Source organism: Oxalicibacterium flavum (genome assembly GCF_014635065.1).
GTDB lineage: Bacteria > Pseudomonadota > Gammaproteobacteria > Burkholderiales > Burkholderiaceae_D > Oxalicibacterium > Oxalicibacterium flavum.
This window is the reverse complement of record NZ_BMCG01000003.1, coordinates 19,242-37,778: the sequence shown is the minus strand read 5'-3', so window position 1 is coordinate 37,778 and position 18,537 is coordinate 19,242. Positions and strand designations below refer to the sequence as shown.

17 protein-coding genes are annotated in these 18,537 nt (G+C 63.5%); all 17 read right to left on the bottom strand.

Annotation, left to right across the window (positions count from 1 at the left end; translation table 11 throughout):
- Positions 1 to 40 precede the first annotated feature (40 nt).
- The 17 genes from hisH to IEV38_RS07025 all read right to left on the bottom strand — a co-directional run bounded on the left by hisH (position 41) and on the right by IEV38_RS07025 (position 18,381).
- The gene (gene hisH / locus IEV38_RS07105) at positions 41 to 679 is read right to left on the bottom strand and encodes an imidazole glycerol phosphate synthase subunit HisH (protein WP_188395509.1); all 639 of its coding nucleotides are present in this window, start codon (positions 677 to 679) and stop codon (positions 41 to 43) included.
- Positions 680 to 725: 46 nt separating this feature from the next.
- Positions 726 to 1,322, bottom strand: a complete 597-nt coding sequence (hisB, locus tag IEV38_RS07100; protein WP_188395508.1) for an imidazoleglycerol-phosphate dehydratase HisB — start codon at positions 1,320 to 1,322, stop codon at positions 726 to 728.
- Positions 1,323 to 1,541: 219 nt separating this feature from the next.
- Positions 1,542 to 2,351, bottom strand: coding sequence for a DNA-methyltransferase (locus tag IEV38_RS07095; protein WP_371869848.1), 810 nt, complete (start codon positions 2,349 to 2,351; stop codon positions 1,542 to 1,544).
- Positions 2,351 to 3,676: a histidinol dehydrogenase gene (gene hisD, locus IEV38_RS07090; RefSeq protein WP_188395506.1), complete on the bottom strand. Its 1,326-nt coding sequence runs from the start codon at positions 3,674 to 3,676 to the stop codon at positions 2,351 to 2,353. The genes IEV38_RS07095 and hisD overlap by 1 nt, the downstream gene beginning before the upstream one ends.
- A 29-nt stretch (positions 3,677 to 3,705) precedes the next feature.
- Positions 3,706 to 4,368 carry an ATP phosphoribosyltransferase gene (gene hisG, locus IEV38_RS07085; protein WP_188395505.1) on the bottom strand — a complete coding sequence of 221 codons (663 nt, stop codon included), beginning with the start codon at positions 4,366 to 4,368 and terminating at the stop codon, positions 3,706 to 3,708.
- A complete protein-coding gene (murA, locus tag IEV38_RS07080) occupies positions 4,365 to 5,618 on the bottom strand; it encodes a UDP-N-acetylglucosamine 1-carboxyvinyltransferase (RefSeq protein WP_188395504.1) in 1,254 nt (417 codons plus the stop codon). Before murA ends, hisG begins: the two co-directional genes overlap by 4 nt.
- 57 nt (positions 5,619 to 5,675) lie before the next feature.
- On the bottom strand, positions 5,676 to 5,912 hold the full coding sequence (locus IEV38_RS07075) for a BolA family protein (protein WP_188395503.1): 237 nt from the start codon (positions 5,910 to 5,912) through the stop codon (positions 5,676 to 5,678).
- 60 nt (positions 5,913 to 5,972) lie between these two features.
- Entirely contained in the window at positions 5,973 to 6,728 is a 756-nt protein-coding gene (locus IEV38_RS07070) for an ABC transporter permease (protein WP_188395502.1), read from the bottom strand.
- Positions 6,725 to 7,639, bottom strand: coding sequence for an ABC transporter ATP-binding protein (locus IEV38_RS07065; protein ID WP_188395501.1), 915 nt, complete (start codon positions 7,637 to 7,639; stop codon positions 6,725 to 6,727). Before IEV38_RS07065 ends, IEV38_RS07070 begins: the two co-directional genes overlap by 4 nt.
- Before the next feature lie 160 nt (positions 7,640 to 7,799).
- Entirely contained in the window at positions 7,800 to 8,087 is a 288-nt protein-coding gene (locus IEV38_RS07060) for an STAS domain-containing protein (protein ID WP_188395500.1), read from the bottom strand.
- Between the two features lie 2 nt (positions 8,088 to 8,089).
- Positions 8,090 to 8,761, bottom strand: a complete 672-nt coding sequence (locus IEV38_RS07055) for an MlaC/ttg2D family ABC transporter substrate-binding protein (RefSeq protein WP_188395499.1) — start codon at positions 8,759 to 8,761, stop codon at positions 8,090 to 8,092.
- A 158-nt stretch (positions 8,762 to 8,919) separates the two neighbouring features.
- Positions 8,920 to 9,654: an MlaA family lipoprotein gene (locus tag IEV38_RS07050; RefSeq protein ID WP_188395498.1), complete on the bottom strand. Its 735-nt coding sequence runs from the start codon at positions 9,652 to 9,654 to the stop codon at positions 8,920 to 8,922.
- A complete protein-coding gene (gene mlaD, locus IEV38_RS07045; protein ID WP_188395497.1) occupies positions 9,651 to 10,124 on the bottom strand; it encodes an outer membrane lipid asymmetry maintenance protein MlaD in 474 nt (157 codons plus the stop codon). The genes IEV38_RS07050 and mlaD overlap by 4 nt, the downstream gene beginning before the upstream one ends.
- A gap of 93 nt (positions 10,125 to 10,217) precedes the next feature.
- Positions 10,218 to 10,997, bottom strand: coding sequence for a lipid asymmetry maintenance ABC transporter permease subunit MlaE (gene mlaE / locus IEV38_RS07040; RefSeq protein ID WP_188395496.1), 780 nt, complete (start codon positions 10,995 to 10,997; stop codon positions 10,218 to 10,220).
- Positions 10,994 to 11,797, bottom strand: coding sequence for an ABC transporter ATP-binding protein (locus IEV38_RS07035; protein ID WP_188395495.1), 804 nt, complete (start codon positions 11,795 to 11,797; stop codon positions 10,994 to 10,996). Before IEV38_RS07035 ends, mlaE begins: the two co-directional genes overlap by 4 nt.
- A gap of 329 nt (positions 11,798 to 12,126) precedes the next feature.
- On the bottom strand, positions 12,127 to 13,590 hold the full coding sequence (locus tag IEV38_RS07030) for a glutamate synthase subunit beta (protein ID WP_188395494.1): 1,464 nt from the start codon (positions 13,588 to 13,590) through the stop codon (positions 12,127 to 12,129).
- A 96-nt stretch (positions 13,591 to 13,686) separates the two neighbouring features.
- Positions 13,687 to 18,381, bottom strand: coding sequence for a glutamate synthase-related protein (locus IEV38_RS07025; RefSeq protein ID WP_188395493.1), 4,695 nt, complete (start codon positions 18,379 to 18,381; stop codon positions 13,687 to 13,689).
- Positions 18,382 to 18,537: the final 156 nt, after the last annotated feature.

Below are 18,537 nucleotides of genomic sequence, written 5' to 3'. Positions count from 1 at the left end.
GAAGGCGGAAAAGGGACGTAAAAAGCAGCGAAAATGGCGACTACGGTTTCCAGTGAACGAAATTCCTGTAAAGCTGCAGCCCGGTCGCGGCACTCTTCTCCGGATGGAACTGCGTCGCGAAGATATTATCGCGTGCGATCGCGCTGCAGAAGGACGCGCCGTACAGCGTCTCGCCCGCAACGTGCGCGCGCTCGGCCGGCTGCGCGTAATAACTGTGCACGAAATAGAAGTAGCTGTCGTCGGCGATGCCTTCCCACAGCGGATGGGCCATGGTCTGGCGCACGCGGTTCCAGCCCATCTGCGGCACCTTGAAGCGCGAACCGTCTTCCTGCACCTGATCGTCGAGACGGAAACGCACCACCTTGCCCGGGAACAGGCCGAGGCCCGGCGTATCGCCTTCCTCGCTCCAGTCGAACATCATCTGCTCGCCGACGCACACGCCGAACAGCGGCCTGCTCTGCGACGCCTTCAGCACTTCTTCCTTGACCCCCGATTCCTGCAGCGAACGCATGCAGTCGGGAATCGCGCCCTGGCCCGGCAATACCAGGCGGTCGGCGCTGCGGATGTCGGCTACCTCGCCGGAGATGCGCACGTCGGCCTCGGGTGCGACCTTGCGCAGCGCCTGCGCCACCGAGCGCAGGTTGCCCATGCCGTAATCGACTACCACGATCTTGTTCATACCGGTGCTTCAGACTTCCATGTTTGAAACGGAACGCGCCATCGAATTACAGGCTGCCCTTGGTCGAAGGAATGGTGCCGGCGGCACGCGGATCGAGTTCGATCGCCATGCGCAGCGCGCGGCCGAATGCCTTGAACACGGTTTCGCACTGATGGTGCGCATTGACGCCGCGCAGATTATCCACGTGCAATGTGACGAGCGCATGATTGACGAAGCCGTGAAAAAACTCGCTGGTCAGATCGACGTCGAAGGCGCCGATCATGGAGCGCGTGAACGGCACATGGAATTCCAAGCCCGGACGACCCGAGAAATCGATGACCACGCGCGACAGCGCCTCGTCCAGCGGCACGTAGGCATGGCCGTAGCGGCGGATGCCCTTCTTGTCGCCGATCGCCTTGGCAAATGCCTGGCCGAGCGTGATGCCGACGTCTTCCACCGTGTGGTGGGCGTCGATATGCAGGTCGCCCTTGGCGTGGATTTCGAGGTCGATCAGGCCGTGACGCGCGATCTGGTCCAGCATGTGGTCGAGGAAGGGCACGCCGGTATCCAGGATCTGGCGGCCGGTGCCGTCGAGATTGATGGCAACGCTGATCTGCGTTTCGTTGGTGTTGCGCGTGACTTCGGCGGTGCGTGGCGTGGACATGAGAGGTGAAAAACTATGGAAACGATGATCGATGAATCAGAACAAAAGAACGCGTGTCCTGTTGCAATGCACTAATTTACCTGCACTCTTCGCATTCTACCCAAAATTTGAGCAAGCACTTTGCGTTCCAGCGTCCGAAACGGTAGTTCATTGCAAATTTGCATCGGATTGCGCACACCGGGAGTACGCACGCACCGAAAGAGAAGGGACTACGGGCAATCAGCCATCCTGCAGCACCGCTTCTCCGGCAGCGGATTGCAACGCCTGCAGGCGGCTGGCGATCAATGCGCAGTAATCGGGATTCAGTTCGAACCCGGTGTATTGCCGGCCGCAACGCACCGCTGCCACCGCCGTCGTGCCGCTGCCCATGAACGGGTCGAGCACCACGCCGCCCGGCGGACACGAAGCCTTGATCATGCGTTCGACGATTTCCAGCGGCTTCTGGGTCGGATGATCGGCGCGCTCGCGGTGTTCGCGGTGCAGGCGCGACACGCTCCAGACATCCTTCGGGTTGTATCCCATCTCCAGCCACTTGGCGCCGACGAAGATCGAGCGCGAGCGTGCCTTCTTGGTTTCGGCGTCGTAGGGCACGCGCACGGCGTCGAGGTCGAAGTAGTAATCCCTGGCCTTCACGAACAGGCCGATGGTGTCGTGCACCGAAGAAAAGCGCCGCACGCTGCCGCCCATGGACGGCACGCGGCGATCCCAGACGATCTCGTTGATCATGGTCATGCGCTTCTTCAGCATGACGAAGATCTCGGGCGAGTAGCGCCAGGTCAGGAAGATGTAGAGGCTGCCGCTGGGCTTGAGCGTGGGCAGCGCGAGGTCGATCCACTGCTCCATCCACTGCAGATAGGCATCGGCCGCGAGCTTGTCGGAATCGTTGCCGTAATCCTTGCCGAGGCCGTAGGGCGGATCGGCAATGATCAGATCGACCGAGGCGGCGGGAATCCGCGCGAGGCCGTCCAGCGCATCCTCGCAGAAGATGCGGTTGCGCCACTCGTCCATCGCGGCTCCCGCGCGCGGCATTACTGGAGACCGGGTTTCAGTCGATACTCGGCCGAGCGCGCGTGCGCCTGCAGGCCTTCGCCGTAGGCGAGCTCGGCGGCGACCTTGCCCAGCGTCTGCGCGCCGCCTTCGCTGACCATCAGGATGCTCGAGCGCTTCTGGAAGTCATAGACGCCCAGCGGTGACGAGAAGCGCGCGGTGCGCGAGGTCGGCAGCACGTGGTTGGGGCCGGCACAGTAGTCGCCCAGCGATTCGGACGAGAAGCGACCGAGGAACATGGCGCCGGCGTGGCGGATCTTGTCGGCCCACTGCTGCGGATTCTCGGCCGAGATTTCCAGGTGTTCGGCCGCGATCAGATTGGCGATCTCGCACGCCTCGTCCATGTCGCGCACCTTGACCAGCGCGCCGCGATTGGTCAGCGAGGTGGTGATGGTGTCCTTGCGCGGCATGCTCTCAAGCTGGCGGTTGACGCTTTCCGCGACCTTGTCGAGGTAGGCGGCATCCGGGCACACCAGGATCGACTGCGCGAGTTCGTCGTGCTCTGCCTGCGAGAACAGGTCCATCGCGATCCAGTCGGGATCGGTGGTGCCGTCGCAGACGACGAGGATTTCCGACGGGCCGGCAATCATGTCGATGCCGACCGTGCCGAACACGCGGCGCTTGGCGGCGGCCACGTAGGCGTTGCCGGGACCGACGATCTTGTCGACCTGCGGGATCGTCGCCGTGCCGTAGGCCAGCGCGCCGACCGCCTGCGCGCCGCCGATGGTGAACACGCGATCGACGCCGGACATGGCGGCAGCGGCCAGCACCAGTTCGTTCTTCACGCCGCCGGGCGTCGGCACCACCATGATGACTTCGGGCACGCCGGCGACCTTGGCGGGAATCGCATTCATCAGCACCGACGACGGATAGGCGGCCTTGCCGCCCGGCACGTAAAGGCCGACGCGATCCAGCGGCGTGACCTTCTGGCCCAGCACGGTGCCGTCGGCCTCGGTGTAGGTGAAGCCGCTGGAGCCGATCTCGTTCTTCTGGCGCTCGTGGTAGTCGCGCACGCGGTCGGCGGCGGTCTGCAGGGCCGCGCGGCGTGCCGGCGACAGGCTGTCGAGCGCCGCCTGCAGGTCGGCACGGCCGATCTCGAGCGCTGCCATGCTGCCCGCTTCCACCTGGTCGAACTGCTTCGTGTAGTCGAGCACGGCGGCATCGCCGCGCTTCTTTACGTCGTCCAGGATGCGCAGCGCGGCGCGGTCGATCGCCTCGTCCTCGCTCGCCTCGAACGCCAGCACGGCCGCCAGCTGCGCCTTGAAGTCCGGATCGGTGGAATCGAATCTTCTGATGTTGATGGTCATGATGTTCTCGCTCGGATAGTGGAATGAGGTTACGCGCGCAGCGCCGAGGCGCGCTCGAAGGCTTCGAGGATGGGCTGCAGCCGCTCGCGCTTGAGCTTGAGCGCGGCGCGGTTGACGACCAGGCGCGACGAGATGTCCATGATCTGCTCGACCTCGACCAGATCGTTGGCGCGCAGCGTGCTGCCGGTGCTGACCAGATCGACGATGGCATCGGCCAGGCCGACCAGCGGACCCAGCTCCATCGAGCCGTAGAGCTTGATCAGATCGACGTGCACGCCCTTGGCGGCGAAATGCTCGCGCGCGGTCTGCACATACTTGGTCACCACGCGCAGCCGCGCGCCCTGCTTGACCGCGCTCGCGTAGTCGAAGCCGTTGCGCACCGCGACAGACATGCGGCACTTGGCGATGTTCAGGTCGATCGGCTGGTAGAGTCCCTCGCCGCCGTGCTCGAGCAGCACGTCCTTGCCGGCCACCCCGAAGTCGGCCGCGCCGTACTGCACGTAGGTCGGCACGTCGGAGGCGCGCACGATGATGACGCGCACGTTGGCGTCGTTGGTCGGCAGGATCAGCTTGCGCGAGCTTTCCGGATCTTCGGTGACCTGGATGCCGGCGGCTTCGAGCAGCGGCAGCGTCTCTTCGAAAATGCGGCCCTTCGACAGCGCCAGCGTCAGTTGTTGCGGGTTGTGCGTCATGATTTGGCTCGTTGGATGTGGGCGCCGACGGCGGACAGTTTGACTTCCATGCGATCGTAACCGCGATCGAGGTGATAGATGCGGTCGATGCAGGTCTCGCCTTCGGCCGCCAGCGCGGCGATCACCAGCGAGGCCGAGGCGCGCAGATCGGTCGCCATCACCGGCGCGCCGACCAGCTTGTCGACGCCGTTGATGATGGCGGTGTGGCCCTCGATCGTGATGGACGCGCCGAGGCGGTTCATTTCCTGCACGTGCATGAAACGGTTCTCGAAGATGGTCTCGACCACGCGGCTGCTGCCTTCGGCAATGCAGTTCATCGCCATGAACTGCGCCTGCATGTCGGTCGGGAAGCCCGGATACTCGGTGGTGCGGAAGCTGACCGCCTTGGGCCGCGAGGCCATCTGGATGCGGATCCAGTCGTCGCCACTGGTGATCACGGCGCCCGCCTCGCGCAGCTTGTCGAGCGCAACGTCGAGCGTGTCGGTGCGCGCGCGGCGCAATGTGACGTCGCCGCCGACGGTCGCCACCGCGCACAGGAAGGTCGCGGTTTCGATGCGGTCGGGGATCACCGAATGCGTGGCGCCATGCAATTTTTCCACGCCCTGGATCACCAGGCGGTCGGTGCCTATGCCTTCGATCTTCGCGCCCATCGCCACCAGCAGGTTGGCGAGGTCGGTCACCTCGGGTTCGCGCGCAGCGTTCTCAAGGATGGTTTCGCCTTCGGCCAGCGTGGCGGCCATCAGCAGGTTCTCGGTACCGGTCACGGTGATCATGTCGGTCACGATGCGCGTGCCCTTGAGCTTCTTGGCGCGCGCGTGGATGTAGCCGGCCTCGATCGTGATCTCGGCCCCCATCGCCTGCAGGCCCTTGATGTGCTGGTCAACCGGGCGCGAACCGATCGCGCAGCCGCCGGGCAGCGATACGCGCGCTTCGCCGAAGCGTGCCAGCAGCGGCCCCAGCACCAGGATGGAAGCGCGCATGGTCTTGACGAGCTGGTATGGCGCTTCGAGCTTGTCGATGGCGTCGCCGTTGAGCACCACGCGTTCGCCGTCCTGGCGAATCTTGAGGCCCATCTGCTCGAGCAGGCGCAGCATGGTCGCCACGTCCTGCAGGCGCGGCACGTTGTGCAACTCGACCGCGTCGTCGGTCAGCAGGCCGGCGCACAGAATCGGCAGCGCCGCATTCTTCGCGCCGGCGATCTCGATCTCACCCGAAAGGCGATGACCGCCCTGTATCAAAAGCTTATCCATGATGACCTTGGTCCATGCAGGAGTGGTTGGCGGCGAAATCTCGCCGCCGTTGCAAAATTATTTCTGGAACTCTTCCGGCGTCAGCGTCTTCATCGACAGCGCGTGGATTTCCGCCTTCATGCGGTCGCCGAGCGCCGCATAGACCAGTTGATGGCGCTGGATCAGGCGCTTGCCGGAAAACGTGTCGGACACGATCACGGCCTCGAAGTGCGAGCCGTCGCCGACGACTTCGAGATGCGTGCAGTTCAGGCCGGCGGCGATATAGCTTTTGACTAGTTCTGGTGTGGGCAGCATGGCTATGCCTTTTCTAAAAACATGCGTGAATGATAAAGCGACGACTTCATAAGCGGCGACTCAATGCCGGAGCTTGTAGCCGCTGCGCAGCAGCGAAACGGCGATCCCCGCCAGCAACAGCAGGAAGAACGTCACCGCCGCACAGCTCGCGAGCGGATCGACGTCGGACTGGCCGAAGAAACCGTAACGAAAACCGTCGATCATGTAAAAGAACGGATTCAGGTGCGACACGCTCTGCCAGAACGGCGGCAGCGAATGCACCGAATAGAATACGCCGGACAGGAAGGTCGCCGGCATGATCAGGAAGTTCTGGAAGGCGGCGAGCTGGTCGAACTTCTCGGCCCAGATGCCGGCGATCAGGCCCATGGTACCGAGCAGCGCGGCGCCCAGCGCAGCAAAGATCACGATCCACCACGGCGCGACAAAGGACATGTCGGCAAACCAGGCGGTGACGAGGAATACGCCAGCGCCGACCACCAGCCCGCGCACCGCGGCCGCCAGCACGTAGGCGCCGAACATTTCCCAATGCGACAGCGGCGTCAGCAGCACGAACACGAGATTGCCCGTGATCTTGGACTGGATCAGCGACGACGAGGAATTGGCGAAGGCGTTCTGCAGCACGCTCATCATCACCAGGCCCGGCACCAGGAAGGCCGTATATTTCACGCCCGGATAGACCTGCACGTGGTCTTCCAGCACGTGGCCGAAGATCAGCAGGTAGAGCACCGCCGTCAGCACCGGTGCCGCCACGGTCTGCGTTGCCACCTTCCAGAAGCGCAGCAATTCCTTGTAGAACAGGGTGCCGAAACCGGTCATTTGCCCTCTCCCATGATCTGGATGAACACGTCCTCGAGGTCGGCCTGCTGCAACTGCATGTCTTCCACCACCGCGCCCGACTGGCGCAGCGTCGCCAGTACCGGTTCGACTTCGGCATGGTGGTTGATGCGCAGGGTATAGGTGCGGCCCGCCAGCAATTCATCGGGATGCGAGACCAGCGAACGCAGCGATTCGGGCAGCGTGCTGCCAGCCGCCAGCTGTACCACCAGTTGCGAACCCGAGATGCGGCGGATCAGCGCCGCGGTCGAATCGAGCGCGACGATCTCGCCCGCCTTCAGCATGGCGACGCGATTGCACAGCGCCTGCGCCTCTTCGAGGTAGTGCGTGGTCAGCACCACCGTATGGCCGTCGCGATTGAGTTGGGCGATGAATTTCCACAGCGTCTGGCGCAGTTCGACATCGACGCCTGCGGTCGGCTCGTCGAGCACGATGACCGGCGGCTTGTGCACCAGCGCCTGCGCAGCAAGCACGCGGCGCTTCATGCCGCCGGACAGCGCGCGCATGTTGGCATCGGCCTTGTCGGACAGTCCCAGATGATGCATGACCTCGTCGATCCAGGCATCGTTGTTCTTCAGGCCGTAGTAACCCGACTGCATGCGCAACGTTTCGCGCACGGTGAAGAAGGGATCGAACACCAGCTCCTGCGGCACCACACCGAGCAGGCGACGCGCCTGCCGGTAGTCGGACACGGTGTCGTGGCCGTGCACGCTGACGCTGCCCGCATCGGCGCAATTGAGGCCGGCCATGATCGAAATCAGCGTGGTCTTGCCGGCGCCGTTGGGACCGAGCAGGCCGAAGAATTCGCCTTTTTCGATCGTCAGCGAGACGCCCTTGAGCGCCTGCAGCGCGCGGTAGCGCTTTTGGACATTGGTGACTTGTATTGCAGCCATGTTGGCCAGGGGATCTCTATGCGGGATAAGCTAAGCGGAAAACGCCAACGGCGCCGATGGCGCGAACTGTATGACGAAAACCCTTGATTATATTAGATTCCGGCAATTCGGCCCGGATCGGATAACGCGGCAATGCGCGTCGGGAATGCTTCAGGCGGGATCAATGATGGGGTAGATCGGCACGCGCAGGCGCGGTCTCGAGCAGCGGCGCAACATCATAGAGCGACAGCAGGCTGGCCAGGTTGGCCGGCAGGTTGTGCAGCACCAGCGAACCGCCGCGCTCTTTCGCGGCACGCTGCCAGGCCAGGAGCACTGCCACGGCGGACGAATCCACCGTGGTGGTGGCACCAAAGTCGAACGCCCGCTCGCCCTGCGCAATGGCACGCAGGCCGGCTTCAAGCGCCGGGCGCGCGTTCGCGAAAGTCAGCGAGGTCGATGGCTGGTACATGATTACTTGGCAACCTCGTTGGCCTTGGCCGGCGATTCCACTGCCTTGCCGGTGCGGGCGACGGTGCTTGCCAGCTTCTGGTTGCGATCCTTGAGCGAGGCGATCAGGCCGTCGATGCCGGATTTGTTGATCTCGGTGGCGAAGCTGCCCTTGTAGGTTTCGATCAGCCACGCGCCGAGCACGTTGACGTCATAGATCTTCCAGCCGCTGTCCGACTTGATCAGCCGATAACCGAGCTGCACCGGCTCACCGCGCGGTTGCACCACGCGCGTGTTGACGACCACATCCTTGTCGTCAGGCGCGGCGCGGAACGGCAGGTATTCGAATTTCTGGTCGGTCACCTGCGAGATGGCACCGGTATAGGTATAGGTCAGCAGCTTCTTGAACTCTTCCGTCAACTGGCTTTTCTGCTCAGGCGTGGCCTGGCGCCAGGCACGGCCGACTGCGAGCGCCGTGGTGCGCTGGAAATCGACATGCGGCAGGATCTTCTGGTCCACCACCTGCTGGATACGGCTCTGGTTGCCCGACTGGATCTGCTTGTCGGTCTTGGCGGTTGCCAGGATTTCCTCGCTCAAACGCTTGATCAGCGCATCCGGCGCTTCCTGCGCGGCGGCCGCGCCCATGAACGAAAAAGCGACCAGCGAAAAGGCGAGTTTCTTGAGGAATTGATTCATTGATTCTCCAATCTGTCTGTGTGGCGGTCGGCAGCCGCGGGCGAACCGCCTGGAACGCCATCGAACGCCGCCGGCATGTTGCCTGCAAGCGATTCGACTGCCGCGTCCCGCCGAGGTTCAGGCCGGAACTGTAACCAGATGTTCCGGCCGCGCAGGCATCAGGGCTGGTCGTCGTCGTCGAGATCGTAGTCAGGCAGCGGCGCCGGCGGCGGATTGCCGTCATACACCAGGCTCTGGCGGCGCTGCAGATAGGCGTCACGCAGGAAGGAATAGCGGTCCAGCGCGGCTTCTTCCATCAGGTTGGTCGCACCCAGCAGGGTTGCGCGCTGATCGACCACACGGATCACCGCACCCGTGTTGCGCACATCGACCGGCGTCACGTAGGTCCACGGATTGCCGTAGATGTCTGCCGGCAGGCCGGCCGTGTCGCGCACGGTGGACGGACCGAAGAACGGCAGCACCACGTACGGGCCCGAGGCCACGCCCCACTTGCCCAGCGTCTGGCCGAAATCTTCGTTGTGCTTCTGCAGACCGGCTTCCGAGGCGATGTCGAGAATGCCGCCGAAGCCCATGGTGGTGTTGACCGCCACACGCATCAGGTCGCTCATGCCGTTCTCGGCCTTGCCCTGCAGGAAGTTGTTGACCATGATCCAGACATCGCCGATGTTGCCGAAGAAATTGCTGACGGCAGTCTGCACGAAGGACGGCAGGTGATCGCGATAGGCGGTCGCCACCGGCTTCAGGGCCACGCGGTCGACGGTGTCGTTGAACTCGAACATCGAGCGGTTGAAGCCTTCGAGCGGATCGCCCGGCGTCTGGTTGCCGCCGGTGCTGGCGCAGCCGCCAAGGAGAAGTGCGCCGGTCAACAGGAGTGCTTTGCTGGTATTTTTCATTTATCGTCTTCTTTCCCTTCGGCTGCCTTGCTGAAGAGGAACTGACTGATCAGGTTCTCCAGCACCATCGCCGATTGTGTCATGGTGATTCTGTCGCCCGAAGCAAGATTGTCCGGGTCGCCGCCGGCCTCGAGGCCGATGTACTGCTCACCCAGCAGACCCGAGGTCAGGATCTTGGCCGAGGTGTCCTTCGGAAACTGGTAGCGCGTTTCGAGATTCAGTGTGACCGTGGCCTGGAAGGTCTGGTCGTCGAAACTGATGTCGGCCACGCGTCCCACCACCACGCCCGCACTCTTGACGGGCGCACGCGGCTTGAGGCCGCCGATGTTGTCGAAACGCGTGACCACCGAATAGGTCGGCTGGAACGACAGCGAGCTCGTATTGCCCGCCTTCATCGCCAGGAACAGCAGCGCGGCCGCGCCCAGCAGCACGAACAGGCCGACCCACAAGTCTAATGATTTTCGTTGCATAAGCTCATACCTCAAATTGGGGAAATTGCATCCCGGCCCGTCATTTCGTTGCACCTGAACAACAGGAGTCCGGCCACCCTCTCCGACTTTCTTTTAGCTGAACATCAATGCCGTCAACAGGAAATCCAGTCCCAGCACCGCCAGCGATGCCATCACCACCGTGCGCGTGGTGGCGCGCGCCACGCCTTCCGGCGTCGGCTGCGCCTGATAACCCTGGTACAGCGCCACGAACGTCACCGCGAAACCGAACACCACGCTCTTGATGACGCCGTTGAAAATATCGTTCCACAGATCGACGCCGCCCTGCATCTGCGACCAGAACGCGCCCTCATCGACACCGATCATCTGCACGCCGACCAAGTAACCGCCGATGATGCCGACCGCACTGAAGATCGCAGCCAGGATCGGCATCGCAATCACGCCGGCCCAGAAGCGCGGCGCCAGCACGCGACGCAGCGGATCGACCGCCATCATCTCCATCGCCGACAATTGCTCGCCAGCCTTCATCAGACCGATCTCGGCCGTCAGCGAGGTGCCGGCGCGACCGGCGAACAGCAGCGCCGTCACCACCGGCCCCAGCTCGCGCGTCAGCGACAGCGCCACCAGCAGACCCAGCGCCTGTTCCGAACCGTACTTGTTCAGCGTGTAATAGCCCTGCAGGCCGAGCACGAAACCGACGAACAGGCCCGACACGCCGATCAGCACCAGTGAATAGTTGCCGATGAAATGCACCTGACTCGTGACCAGGCGCGGACGGCGGAAGGCGCTGCCGAATGCCAGAACCAACGCAAAAAACGTGCGCGTGGCGAAGCCGACGTCGGCCACCGTCTCGCGCACGCTGCGCCCCAGCCACGTCAAGGCGCGCACGATCATGGGCGCCCTCCGAGGCCAAGGTCGTCCGCCAGATCGCGGCCCGGGTAATGGAAAGGCACCGGGCCGTCGGGTTCGGCGTGGACGAACTGCTTCACATAGGGATCGTCCGAAGTGCGCATCTCGGCCGGCGTGCCCTGCGCGACGATGGTGCCCTTGGACAGGAAATAGACGTAGTCGGCGATCGCGAACGATTCGTGCACGTCGTGCGAGACCAGGATCGAGGTGGAACCCAGCGCGTCGTTGAGCTTGCGGATCAGGTTGGCGGTCATGCCCATCGAGATCGGGTCGAGCCCGGCGAACGGCTCGTCGTACATGATCAGTTCCGGATCGAGCGCGATCGCGCGCGCCAGTGCGACGCGACGCGCCATGCCACCGGAAATCTCGGACGGCCGCAGCTGTGCGGCATTGCGCAGGCCGACCGCATGCAGCTTCATCAGCACCAGGTCGCGGATCAGCTCTTCCGGCAGGTCGGTGTGTTCGCGCAGTGGAAAGGCGACGTTCTCGAACACCGACATGTCGGTAAACAGCGCGCCATGCTGGAACAGCATGCCCATTCGGCGGCGCAGCGCATACAGCGCGCGCGTATCGCGCGTATCCACCGGCTGCCCGGCGACCGTGACGGAACCCGACTGCGGCACCAGTTGCCCGCCGATCAGACGCAGGATGGTGGTCTTGCCGGACCCGGAGCCGCCCATGACGGCGATCACCTTCCCGCGCGGGAAAGCCATGTCGAGCGCCGACAGAATCTGGCGTTCGCCATAACCGAAGTGCAGATCGCGGATTTCTACGAGGTTGGACACAGGCGTGGGCACGGACGACAAAATGGTCTGGGTGGAATGGGTGAACTCGTTATTGTAGTGCAGATTACAGAATTGCTTCGGGGCGCGCTTGCGAGCCTGTCAAGACGGCTGGCGACGGCAACCCTGTCATGTCGCACACTAGCACGCAGGCATCCGCCTCGATATGGCGATATTTCGCGCTTCGCCATCGAATTTCTGGATATGTCGCGCATTCTCCGCGAAAAGAAAAGCCTCCCAAGGGGAGGCTTCTCGCATTGTCCGGCACTTCCGGCAGCCACCGGAAGCGGCTTTGCCATGCATGCCGCTTTGGCAATGTGCCGTCCTAACGGTTACCGTGGCAGCAGCGACTCACCCATCAGGAAGGCATCGACCTCGCGCGCGCATTGGCGGCCTTCACGAATTGCCCACACGACCAGGGATTGACCGCGACGCATGTCGCCGGCCGCGAACACCTTGTCGACCGAGGTCCGGTAGCAGCCTTCGCCGTCCGTGGTCGCCTTGGCGTTGCCGCGCTGGTCCTTGTCGACGCCGAAGGCATCGAGCACGCTCTGCACAGGCGACACGAAACCCATCGCCAGCAGCACGAGGTCGGCCTTGAGCTCGAATTCGGAATCCGGCACTTCGACCATCTTGCCGTCCTTCCATTCGACGCGCGCGGCGATCAGCTTCTCGACCTTGCCGTTCTTGCCTTCGAGGCGCTTGGTGGCGACCGCCCAGTCGCGCTCGCAACCTTCTTCGTGCGAAGTCGAGGTGCGCAGCTTGGTCGGCCAGTACGGCCAGACCAGCGGCTTGTTCTCTTCTTCCGGCGGCTGCGGCAGCAGTTCGAACTGCGTCACCGACGCGGCGCCGTGGCGGTTCGAGGTTCCGACGCAGTCGGAGCCCGTATCGCCGCCGCCAATCACGATGACGTGCTTGCCGGTCGCCATGATCTGGTCCTTGACCTTGTCGCCGGCGTTGACCTTGTTTTGCGGGCCCAGGAATTCCATCGCGAAATGCACGCCTTTCAGCTCGCGTCCCGGTACCGGCAGGTCGCGCGGCTGTTCAGCACCGCCGGTGATGACGACAGCATCGAAGTCCTTCTTCAACTGGTCCGGCGAAATCGTTTCCTTCGACCAGTTCAGGATGTTGGCCGGGAAGTCCTTGCCGACCAGCACGCCGGTGCGGAAGGTCACGCCTTCGGCTTCCATCTGCTTGACGCGCAGGTCGATATGCGACTTCTCCATCTTGAAGTCGGGGATGCCGTAGCGCAGCAGGCCGCCGATGCGGTCGTTCTTCTCGAACAGCGTCACGTCGTGGCCGACGCGTGCCAGCTGCTGCGCCGCTGCCATGCCGGCAGGACCACCGCCGACCACGGCGATCTTCTTGCCGGTCTTGACGGCCGGCGGCTGCGGCACGACCCAGCCGCTTTCCCAGCCCTTGTCGATGATGAAGTGCTCGATCGACTTGATGCCGACCGGATCTTCATTGATGCCCAGCGTGCAGGCGGCCTCGCATGGCGCCGGGCAGATGCGGCCGGTGAATTCCGGGAAGTTGTTGGTCGAATGCAGGGTATCGAGCGCCTGCTTGTAGTTGCCCGTATAAACCAGGTCGTTCCAGTCCGGAATGATGTTGTTGACCGGGCAGCCGTTGTTGCAGAACGGGATGCCGCAATCCATGCAGCGCGCGCCCTGGATCTTGGCTTCGGCGTCGCTCAGGTGGACGGTGAATTCCTTGTAATGCTTGAGCCGCTTCTGGGGTTCCTCGCTTGCTTCCTTCAAGCGCTGATATTCCATAAAGCCGGTGATCTTTCCCATGTTTCTCTCGCCTTCTAAACCATTTGTTTCACCCGGCCGCATCGGCCAGGTGGTGGACATTTCCCTGTTCTTTCAAGCGTGCGCTTTCAACGCACCTTACGCCTGGATGGCGGCCGCGGTCTCGACCGCCTGCTCGACCAATGCGGCGTGCATCTCGCCCAGCGCGCGCTTGTATTCCGACGGGAACACCTTGACGAACCTGGTGCGTGCATTGGCCCAGTCGTCGAGCAGGACACGGGCACGCGTGCTGCCGGTGTACTTGAAGTGCCGTTCGATCAGGCCCTTCAGGATGGCTTCGTCGGTCTGGCGTTCGCCGCCGCGCACAGCGCTGTGCCACGAGGCGCGATCGCCCTGAGCCTCTTGCTCGGCCGCCGGCAGCACCTTGTCGAGCGCCACCATCGCCATGTTGCACTTGGCCGGGAATTCGCCGTCCGGGTCATAGACGTAGGCGATGCCGCCCGACATGCCGGCTGCGAAGTTGCGGCCGGTTTCGCCGAGCACCACCACGGTGCCGCCCGTCATGTATTCGCAGCCGTGGTCGCCGGTCCCTTCGACGACCGCGATCGCGCCCGAATTGCGCACCGCGAAACGCTCGCCGACCACGCCGCTGAGGAAGGCTTCGCCCGAGATGGCGCCGTACAGCACGGTGTTGCCACTGATGATGTTCTCGACGGCGCGGCCGCGGAACTCGGTGTTCGGGCGCACGATGATGCGCCCGCCCGACAGGCCCTTGCCGACGTAGTCGTTGCCTTCGCCGACCAGGTCCAGCGTGATGCCGTGCGCGAGGAAGGCGCCGGCCGACTGGCCCGCGGTGCCCTGCAACTGAATGTGGATGGTGTCGTCCGGCAGGCCTTCATGGCCGTACTTCTTGGCGACCTCGCCCGACAGCATGGCGCCGACCGTGCGGTTGACGTTCTTGATGGTCGAGATGAAGGACACCTTCTCGCCATGGTCGATGGCTGCCTTGGCCTGCGCGATCAGCTTGTTGTCGAGCGCCTTTTCGAGCGCATGGTCCTGGCCCTCGGTGTGGTAGCGCGCTTCGCCGTTGCGGGTTTCCGGCTGGTAGAAGACACGGCTGAAATCCAGGCCCTTGGCCTTCCAGTGCGAGATCGCCTTCGACTTGTCGAGCAGGTCGGAGCGGCCGATCAGTTCGTCGAAGCTGCGGATGCCCAGCTGCGCCATGATCTGGCGCGCTTCCTCGGCGATGTGGAAGAAGTAGTTGACCACGTGTTCCGGCTTGCCGGCGAACTTGGCGCGCAGAACCGGGTCCTGCGTGGCGACGCCGACCGGGCAGGTGTTCAGGTGGCACTTGCGCATCATGATGCAGCCCTCGACCACCAGCGGCGCGGTCGAGAAGCCCATTTCGTCGGCGCCCAGCAGGCCGGCGATGACGACGTCGCGGCCGGTCTTCATCTGGCCGTCGGCCTGCACGCGGATACGGGTGCGCAGGCCGTTCAGGATCAGCGTCTGCTGCGTTTCGGCCAGGCCCAGTTCCCACGGCGAACCGGCGAACTTGACCGACGACAGCGGCGAGGCGCCGGTGCCGCCGTCATGGCCGGCGATCACGACGTGATCGGCCTTGGCCTTGGCAACGCCGGTGGCAACCGTGCCGACGCCGACTTCCGACACCAGCTTGACCGAGATGTCGGCCTTCGGGTTGACGTTCTTCAGGTCGTGGATCAGTTGCGCCAGATCCTCGATCGAATAAATGTCATGGTGCGGCGGCGGCGAGATCAGGCCCACGCCCGGCACCGAGAAGCGCAGCTTGGCGATGTACTCGGACACCTTGTGGCCCGGCAGCTGACCGCCCTCGCCCGGCTTGGCGCCCTGCGCCATCTTGATCTGGATCTGCTCGGCCGAGGTCAGGTATTCGGCGGTCACGCCGAAACGGCCGGAAGCGACCTGCTTGATCTTGGAGCGCAGCGAATCGCCCGGCAGCAGCGGCGTATCGACCTCGACCACGTCCCTGCCGATGACGGCCGCCAGCGTGGTGGCCTCCTTGATCGGAATGCCGCGCAGTTCGTTGCGGTAGCGGCGCGTATCCTCGCCGCCTTCGCCGGTGTTCGACTTGCCGCCGATGCGGTTCATCGCGATCGCCAGCGTGGCATGCGCCTCGGTCGAGATCGAGCCGAGCGACATGGCGCCGGTGGCGAAGCGCTTGACGATCTCCTTGGCCGGTTCCACTTCGTCGAGCGGAATCGCCTTGCTCGGATCGATCTTGAATTCGAACAGGCCGCGCAGCGTCATGTGGCGCTTGGACTGGTCGTTGATGATCTGCGCGTATTCCTTGTAGGTGCTGAAGTTGTTGGCGCGCGCCGAGTGCTGCAGCTTGGCGATCGCGTCCGGCGTCCACATGTGTTCCTCGCCGCGGATGCGGAAGGCGTACTCGCCGCCGGCGTCGAGCGCATTGGCCAGTACCGGATCGGCACTGAAAGCCAGTTCGTGCAGGCGCAGCGCTTCCTCGGCGACTTCGAACACGCCGATGCCTTCGACGTTGGACGCGGTGCCCTTGAAGTACTTGTCCACCAGCGACTTATTGAGACCGATCGCTTCGAAGATCTGCGCGCCGCAGTAGGACATGTAGGTCGAGATGCCCATCTTGGACATGACCTTCATCAGGCCCTTGCCAACCGCCTTCTGGAAGTTGTAGATCGCCTTCTCCGGCGACAGCTCGCCCGGCAGGTCCTTAGCCATCTCGCTCAGCGTATCCATCGCGAGGTACGGATGGATCGCTTCGGCGCCGTAGCCGGCCAGCAGCGCGAAGTGGTGCGTCTCGCGCGCCGAGCCGGTTTCGACCACCAGACCGGTCGAGGTGCGCAGCCCCTTGCTGACCAGGTGCAGGTGGATCGCCGAGGTCGCCAGCAGCGCCGGGATCGCAACCTGTTCCTCGCCGACCTTGCGGTCGGACACGATCAGGATGTTGTGACCGGAGTTGACCGCATCGACCGCCTGCGCGCACAGCGAGGCCAGGCGCGCCTCGATGCCTTCCTTGCCCCAGGCGACCGGGTAGCAGATGTTCAGTTCATAGGACTTGAACTTGCCGCCGGTATGCGCGCTGATGTTGCGCAGCTTGGCCATGTCGGCGTAGTCGAGCACCGGCTGCGACACTTCGAGGCGCATCGGCGGGTTGATGTTGTTGGTGTCGAGCAGGTTGGGCTTGGGTCCGATGAAAGACACCAGCGACATGACCATCGCCTCGCGGATCGGATCGATCGGCGGGTTGGTCACCTGCGCGAACAACTGGCGGAAGTAGTTGTAGAGCGTCTTGTTCTTGTTGGACATGACCGCCAGCGGCGAGTCGTTGCCCATCGAGCCGGTCGCCTCTTCGGCCGCGATCGCCATCGGCGACATCAGGAATTTCAGGTCTTCCTGCGTATAGCCGAACGCCTGCTGCAGGTCGAGCAGCCTGGTCGGATTCTTCGCTTCGGCCTCTTCCTTCGCCAGTTCGTCGAGCTTGATGCGGACCGATTCGATCCACTGCTTGTACGGCTTGGCGTTGGCGTAGGTGTCCTTCAGTTCCTTGTCGCCGATGATGCGGCCGGCGTCGAGATCGATCAGGAACATCTTGCCCGGCTGCAAGCGCCATTTCTGGATGATCTTGGATTCAGGGATCGGCAGCACGCCCGATTCGGACGCCATCACGACCAGATCGTCGTCGGTCACGATGTAGCGCGCCGGACGCAGGCCATTACGGTCCAGCGTGCCGCCGATGTGACGGCCGTCGGTGAAGGCCATCGCGGCCGGGCCGTCCCACGGCTCCATCATGGCGGCGTGGTATTCATAGAAGGCGCGGCGGTTGTCGTCCATCAGCGTGTGGTTTTCCCATGCCTCGGGCACCATCATCATCATCGCCTGCGGGATCGGGTAACCGGCCATCACCAGCAGTTCGAGCGCGTTGTCGAAGCAGGCGGTATCGGACTGACCTTCATAGATCAGCGGGAACAGCTTTTCGAGGTCGTCCCCGAGCACGGCCGACTTCATCACGCCTTCGCGCGCGCGCATCCAGTTGAAGTTGCCCTTGACGGTGTTGATCTCGCCGTTGTGGGCCAGCATGCGGTACGGGTGGGCCAGCGGCCATTCCGGGAAGGTGTTGGTCGAGAAGCGCTGGTGCACCAGGGCCAATGCCGAGACGCAGCGCGGATCCTGCAGGTCCTTGTAGTATTCGCCGACCTGGTCGGCCAGCAGCAGACCTTTATAGACGACGGTGCGCGCCGACATCGACGGCACGAAGAATTCCTTGCCGTGCAGCAGGTTCAGCGCCTGGATCGCGTGGCCGGATGCCTTGCGGATCACGAACAGCTTGCGTTCCAGCGCATCGGTGACGATCACGTTCTGACCGCGGCCGATGAAGATCTGGCGGATCACCGGCTCCTTTTCGCGCACGGTCGGCGACATCGGCATGTCCTTGTCGACCAGCACGTCGCGCCAGCCGAGCACGACCTGGCCTTCGGCCAGCACCGCGCGCTCGAGCTCCTGTTCACACGCGATGCGCGAAGCGTTTTCCTTGGGCAGGAAGATCATGCCCACACCGTACTCGCCGGCCGGCGGCAGCGTGACGCCCTGCTTGGCCATTTCCTCGCGATAGTACTGGTCCGGGATCTGGATCAGGATGCCCGCGCCGTCGCCCATGAGCTTGTCCGCACCGACCGCGCCGCGGTGGTCGATGTTCTTGAGGATCTGCAGACCCTGCTCGATGATGGAATGGCTTTTCTGCCCCTTGATGTGGGCCACGAAACCGACGCCGCAGGCGTCATGTTCATTGGCCGGATCGTACAAACCTTGCGCGCGCATAACACTTCTCCACTGCTTTCAACGAGCCTGAAGAATAGTGCAGCGCAAGGTCGATTACAACCTGAATAAAAGGGGTCAGAGTCGAATTAAATTCCGACTGTTTTACTAAATCTTTTTAAGGGGACAGAGTAAAACGCACTACGGGCGTGCAAAAAT

What these genes read in the sequence shown, in the direction of transcription:
- mlaD (WP_188395497.1), bottom strand. Translation starts at nt 10,124, where the DNA reads ATGCAACGAAAATCATTAGACTTGTGGGTCGGCCTGTTCGTGCTGCTG.
- IEV38_RS07025 (WP_188395493.1), bottom strand. Translation starts at nt 18,381, where the DNA reads ATGCGCGCGCAAGGTTTGTACGATCCGGCCAATGAACATGACGCCTGC.
- murA (WP_188395504.1), bottom strand. Translation starts at nt 5,618, where the DNA reads ATGGATAAGCTTTTGATACAGGGCGGTCATCGCCTTTCGGGTGAGATC.
- IEV38_RS07060 (WP_188395500.1), bottom strand. Translation starts at nt 8,087, where the DNA reads ATGTACCAGCCATCGACCTCGCTGACTTTCGCGAACGCGCGCCCGGCG.
- mlaE (WP_188395496.1), bottom strand. Translation starts at nt 10,997, where the DNA reads ATGATCGTGCGCGCCTTGACGTGGCTGGGGCGCAGCGTGCGCGAGACG.
- hisB (WP_188395508.1), bottom strand. Translation starts at nt 1,322, where the DNA reads ATGTCCACGCCACGCACCGCCGAAGTCACGCGCAACACCAACGAAACG.
- IEV38_RS07055 (WP_188395499.1), bottom strand. Translation starts at nt 8,761, where the DNA reads ATGAATCAATTCCTCAAGAAACTCGCCTTTTCGCTGGTCGCTTTTTCG.
- hisG (WP_188395505.1), bottom strand. Translation starts at nt 4,368, where the DNA reads ATGACGCACAACCCGCAACAACTGACGCTGGCGCTGTCGAAGGGCCGC.
- IEV38_RS07050 (WP_188395498.1), bottom strand. Translation starts at nt 9,654, where the DNA reads ATGAAAAATACCAGCAAAGCACTCCTGTTGACCGGCGCACTTCTCCTT.
- IEV38_RS07030 (WP_188395494.1), bottom strand. Translation starts at nt 13,590, where the DNA reads ATGGGAAAGATCACCGGCTTTATGGAATATCAGCGCTTGAAGGAAGCA.
- hisH (WP_188395509.1), bottom strand. Translation starts at nt 679, where the DNA reads ATGAACAAGATCGTGGTAGTCGATTACGGCATGGGCAACCTGCGCTCG.
- hisD (WP_188395506.1), bottom strand. Translation starts at nt 3,676, where the DNA reads ATGACCATCAACATCAGAAGATTCGATTCCACCGATCCGGACTTCAAG.
- IEV38_RS07075 (WP_188395503.1), bottom strand. Translation starts at nt 5,912, where the DNA reads ATGCTGCCCACACCAGAACTAGTCAAAAGCTATATCGCCGCCGGCCTG.
- IEV38_RS07065 (WP_188395501.1), bottom strand. Translation starts at nt 7,639, where the DNA reads ATGGCTGCAATACAAGTCACCAATGTCCAAAAGCGCTACCGCGCGCTG.
- IEV38_RS07095 (WP_371869848.1), bottom strand. Translation starts at nt 2,351, where the DNA reads ATGCCGCGCGCGGGAGCCGCGATGGACGAGTGGCGCAACCGCATCTTC.
- IEV38_RS07070 (WP_188395502.1), bottom strand. Translation starts at nt 6,728, where the DNA reads ATGACCGGTTTCGGCACCCTGTTCTACAAGGAATTGCTGCGCTTCTGG.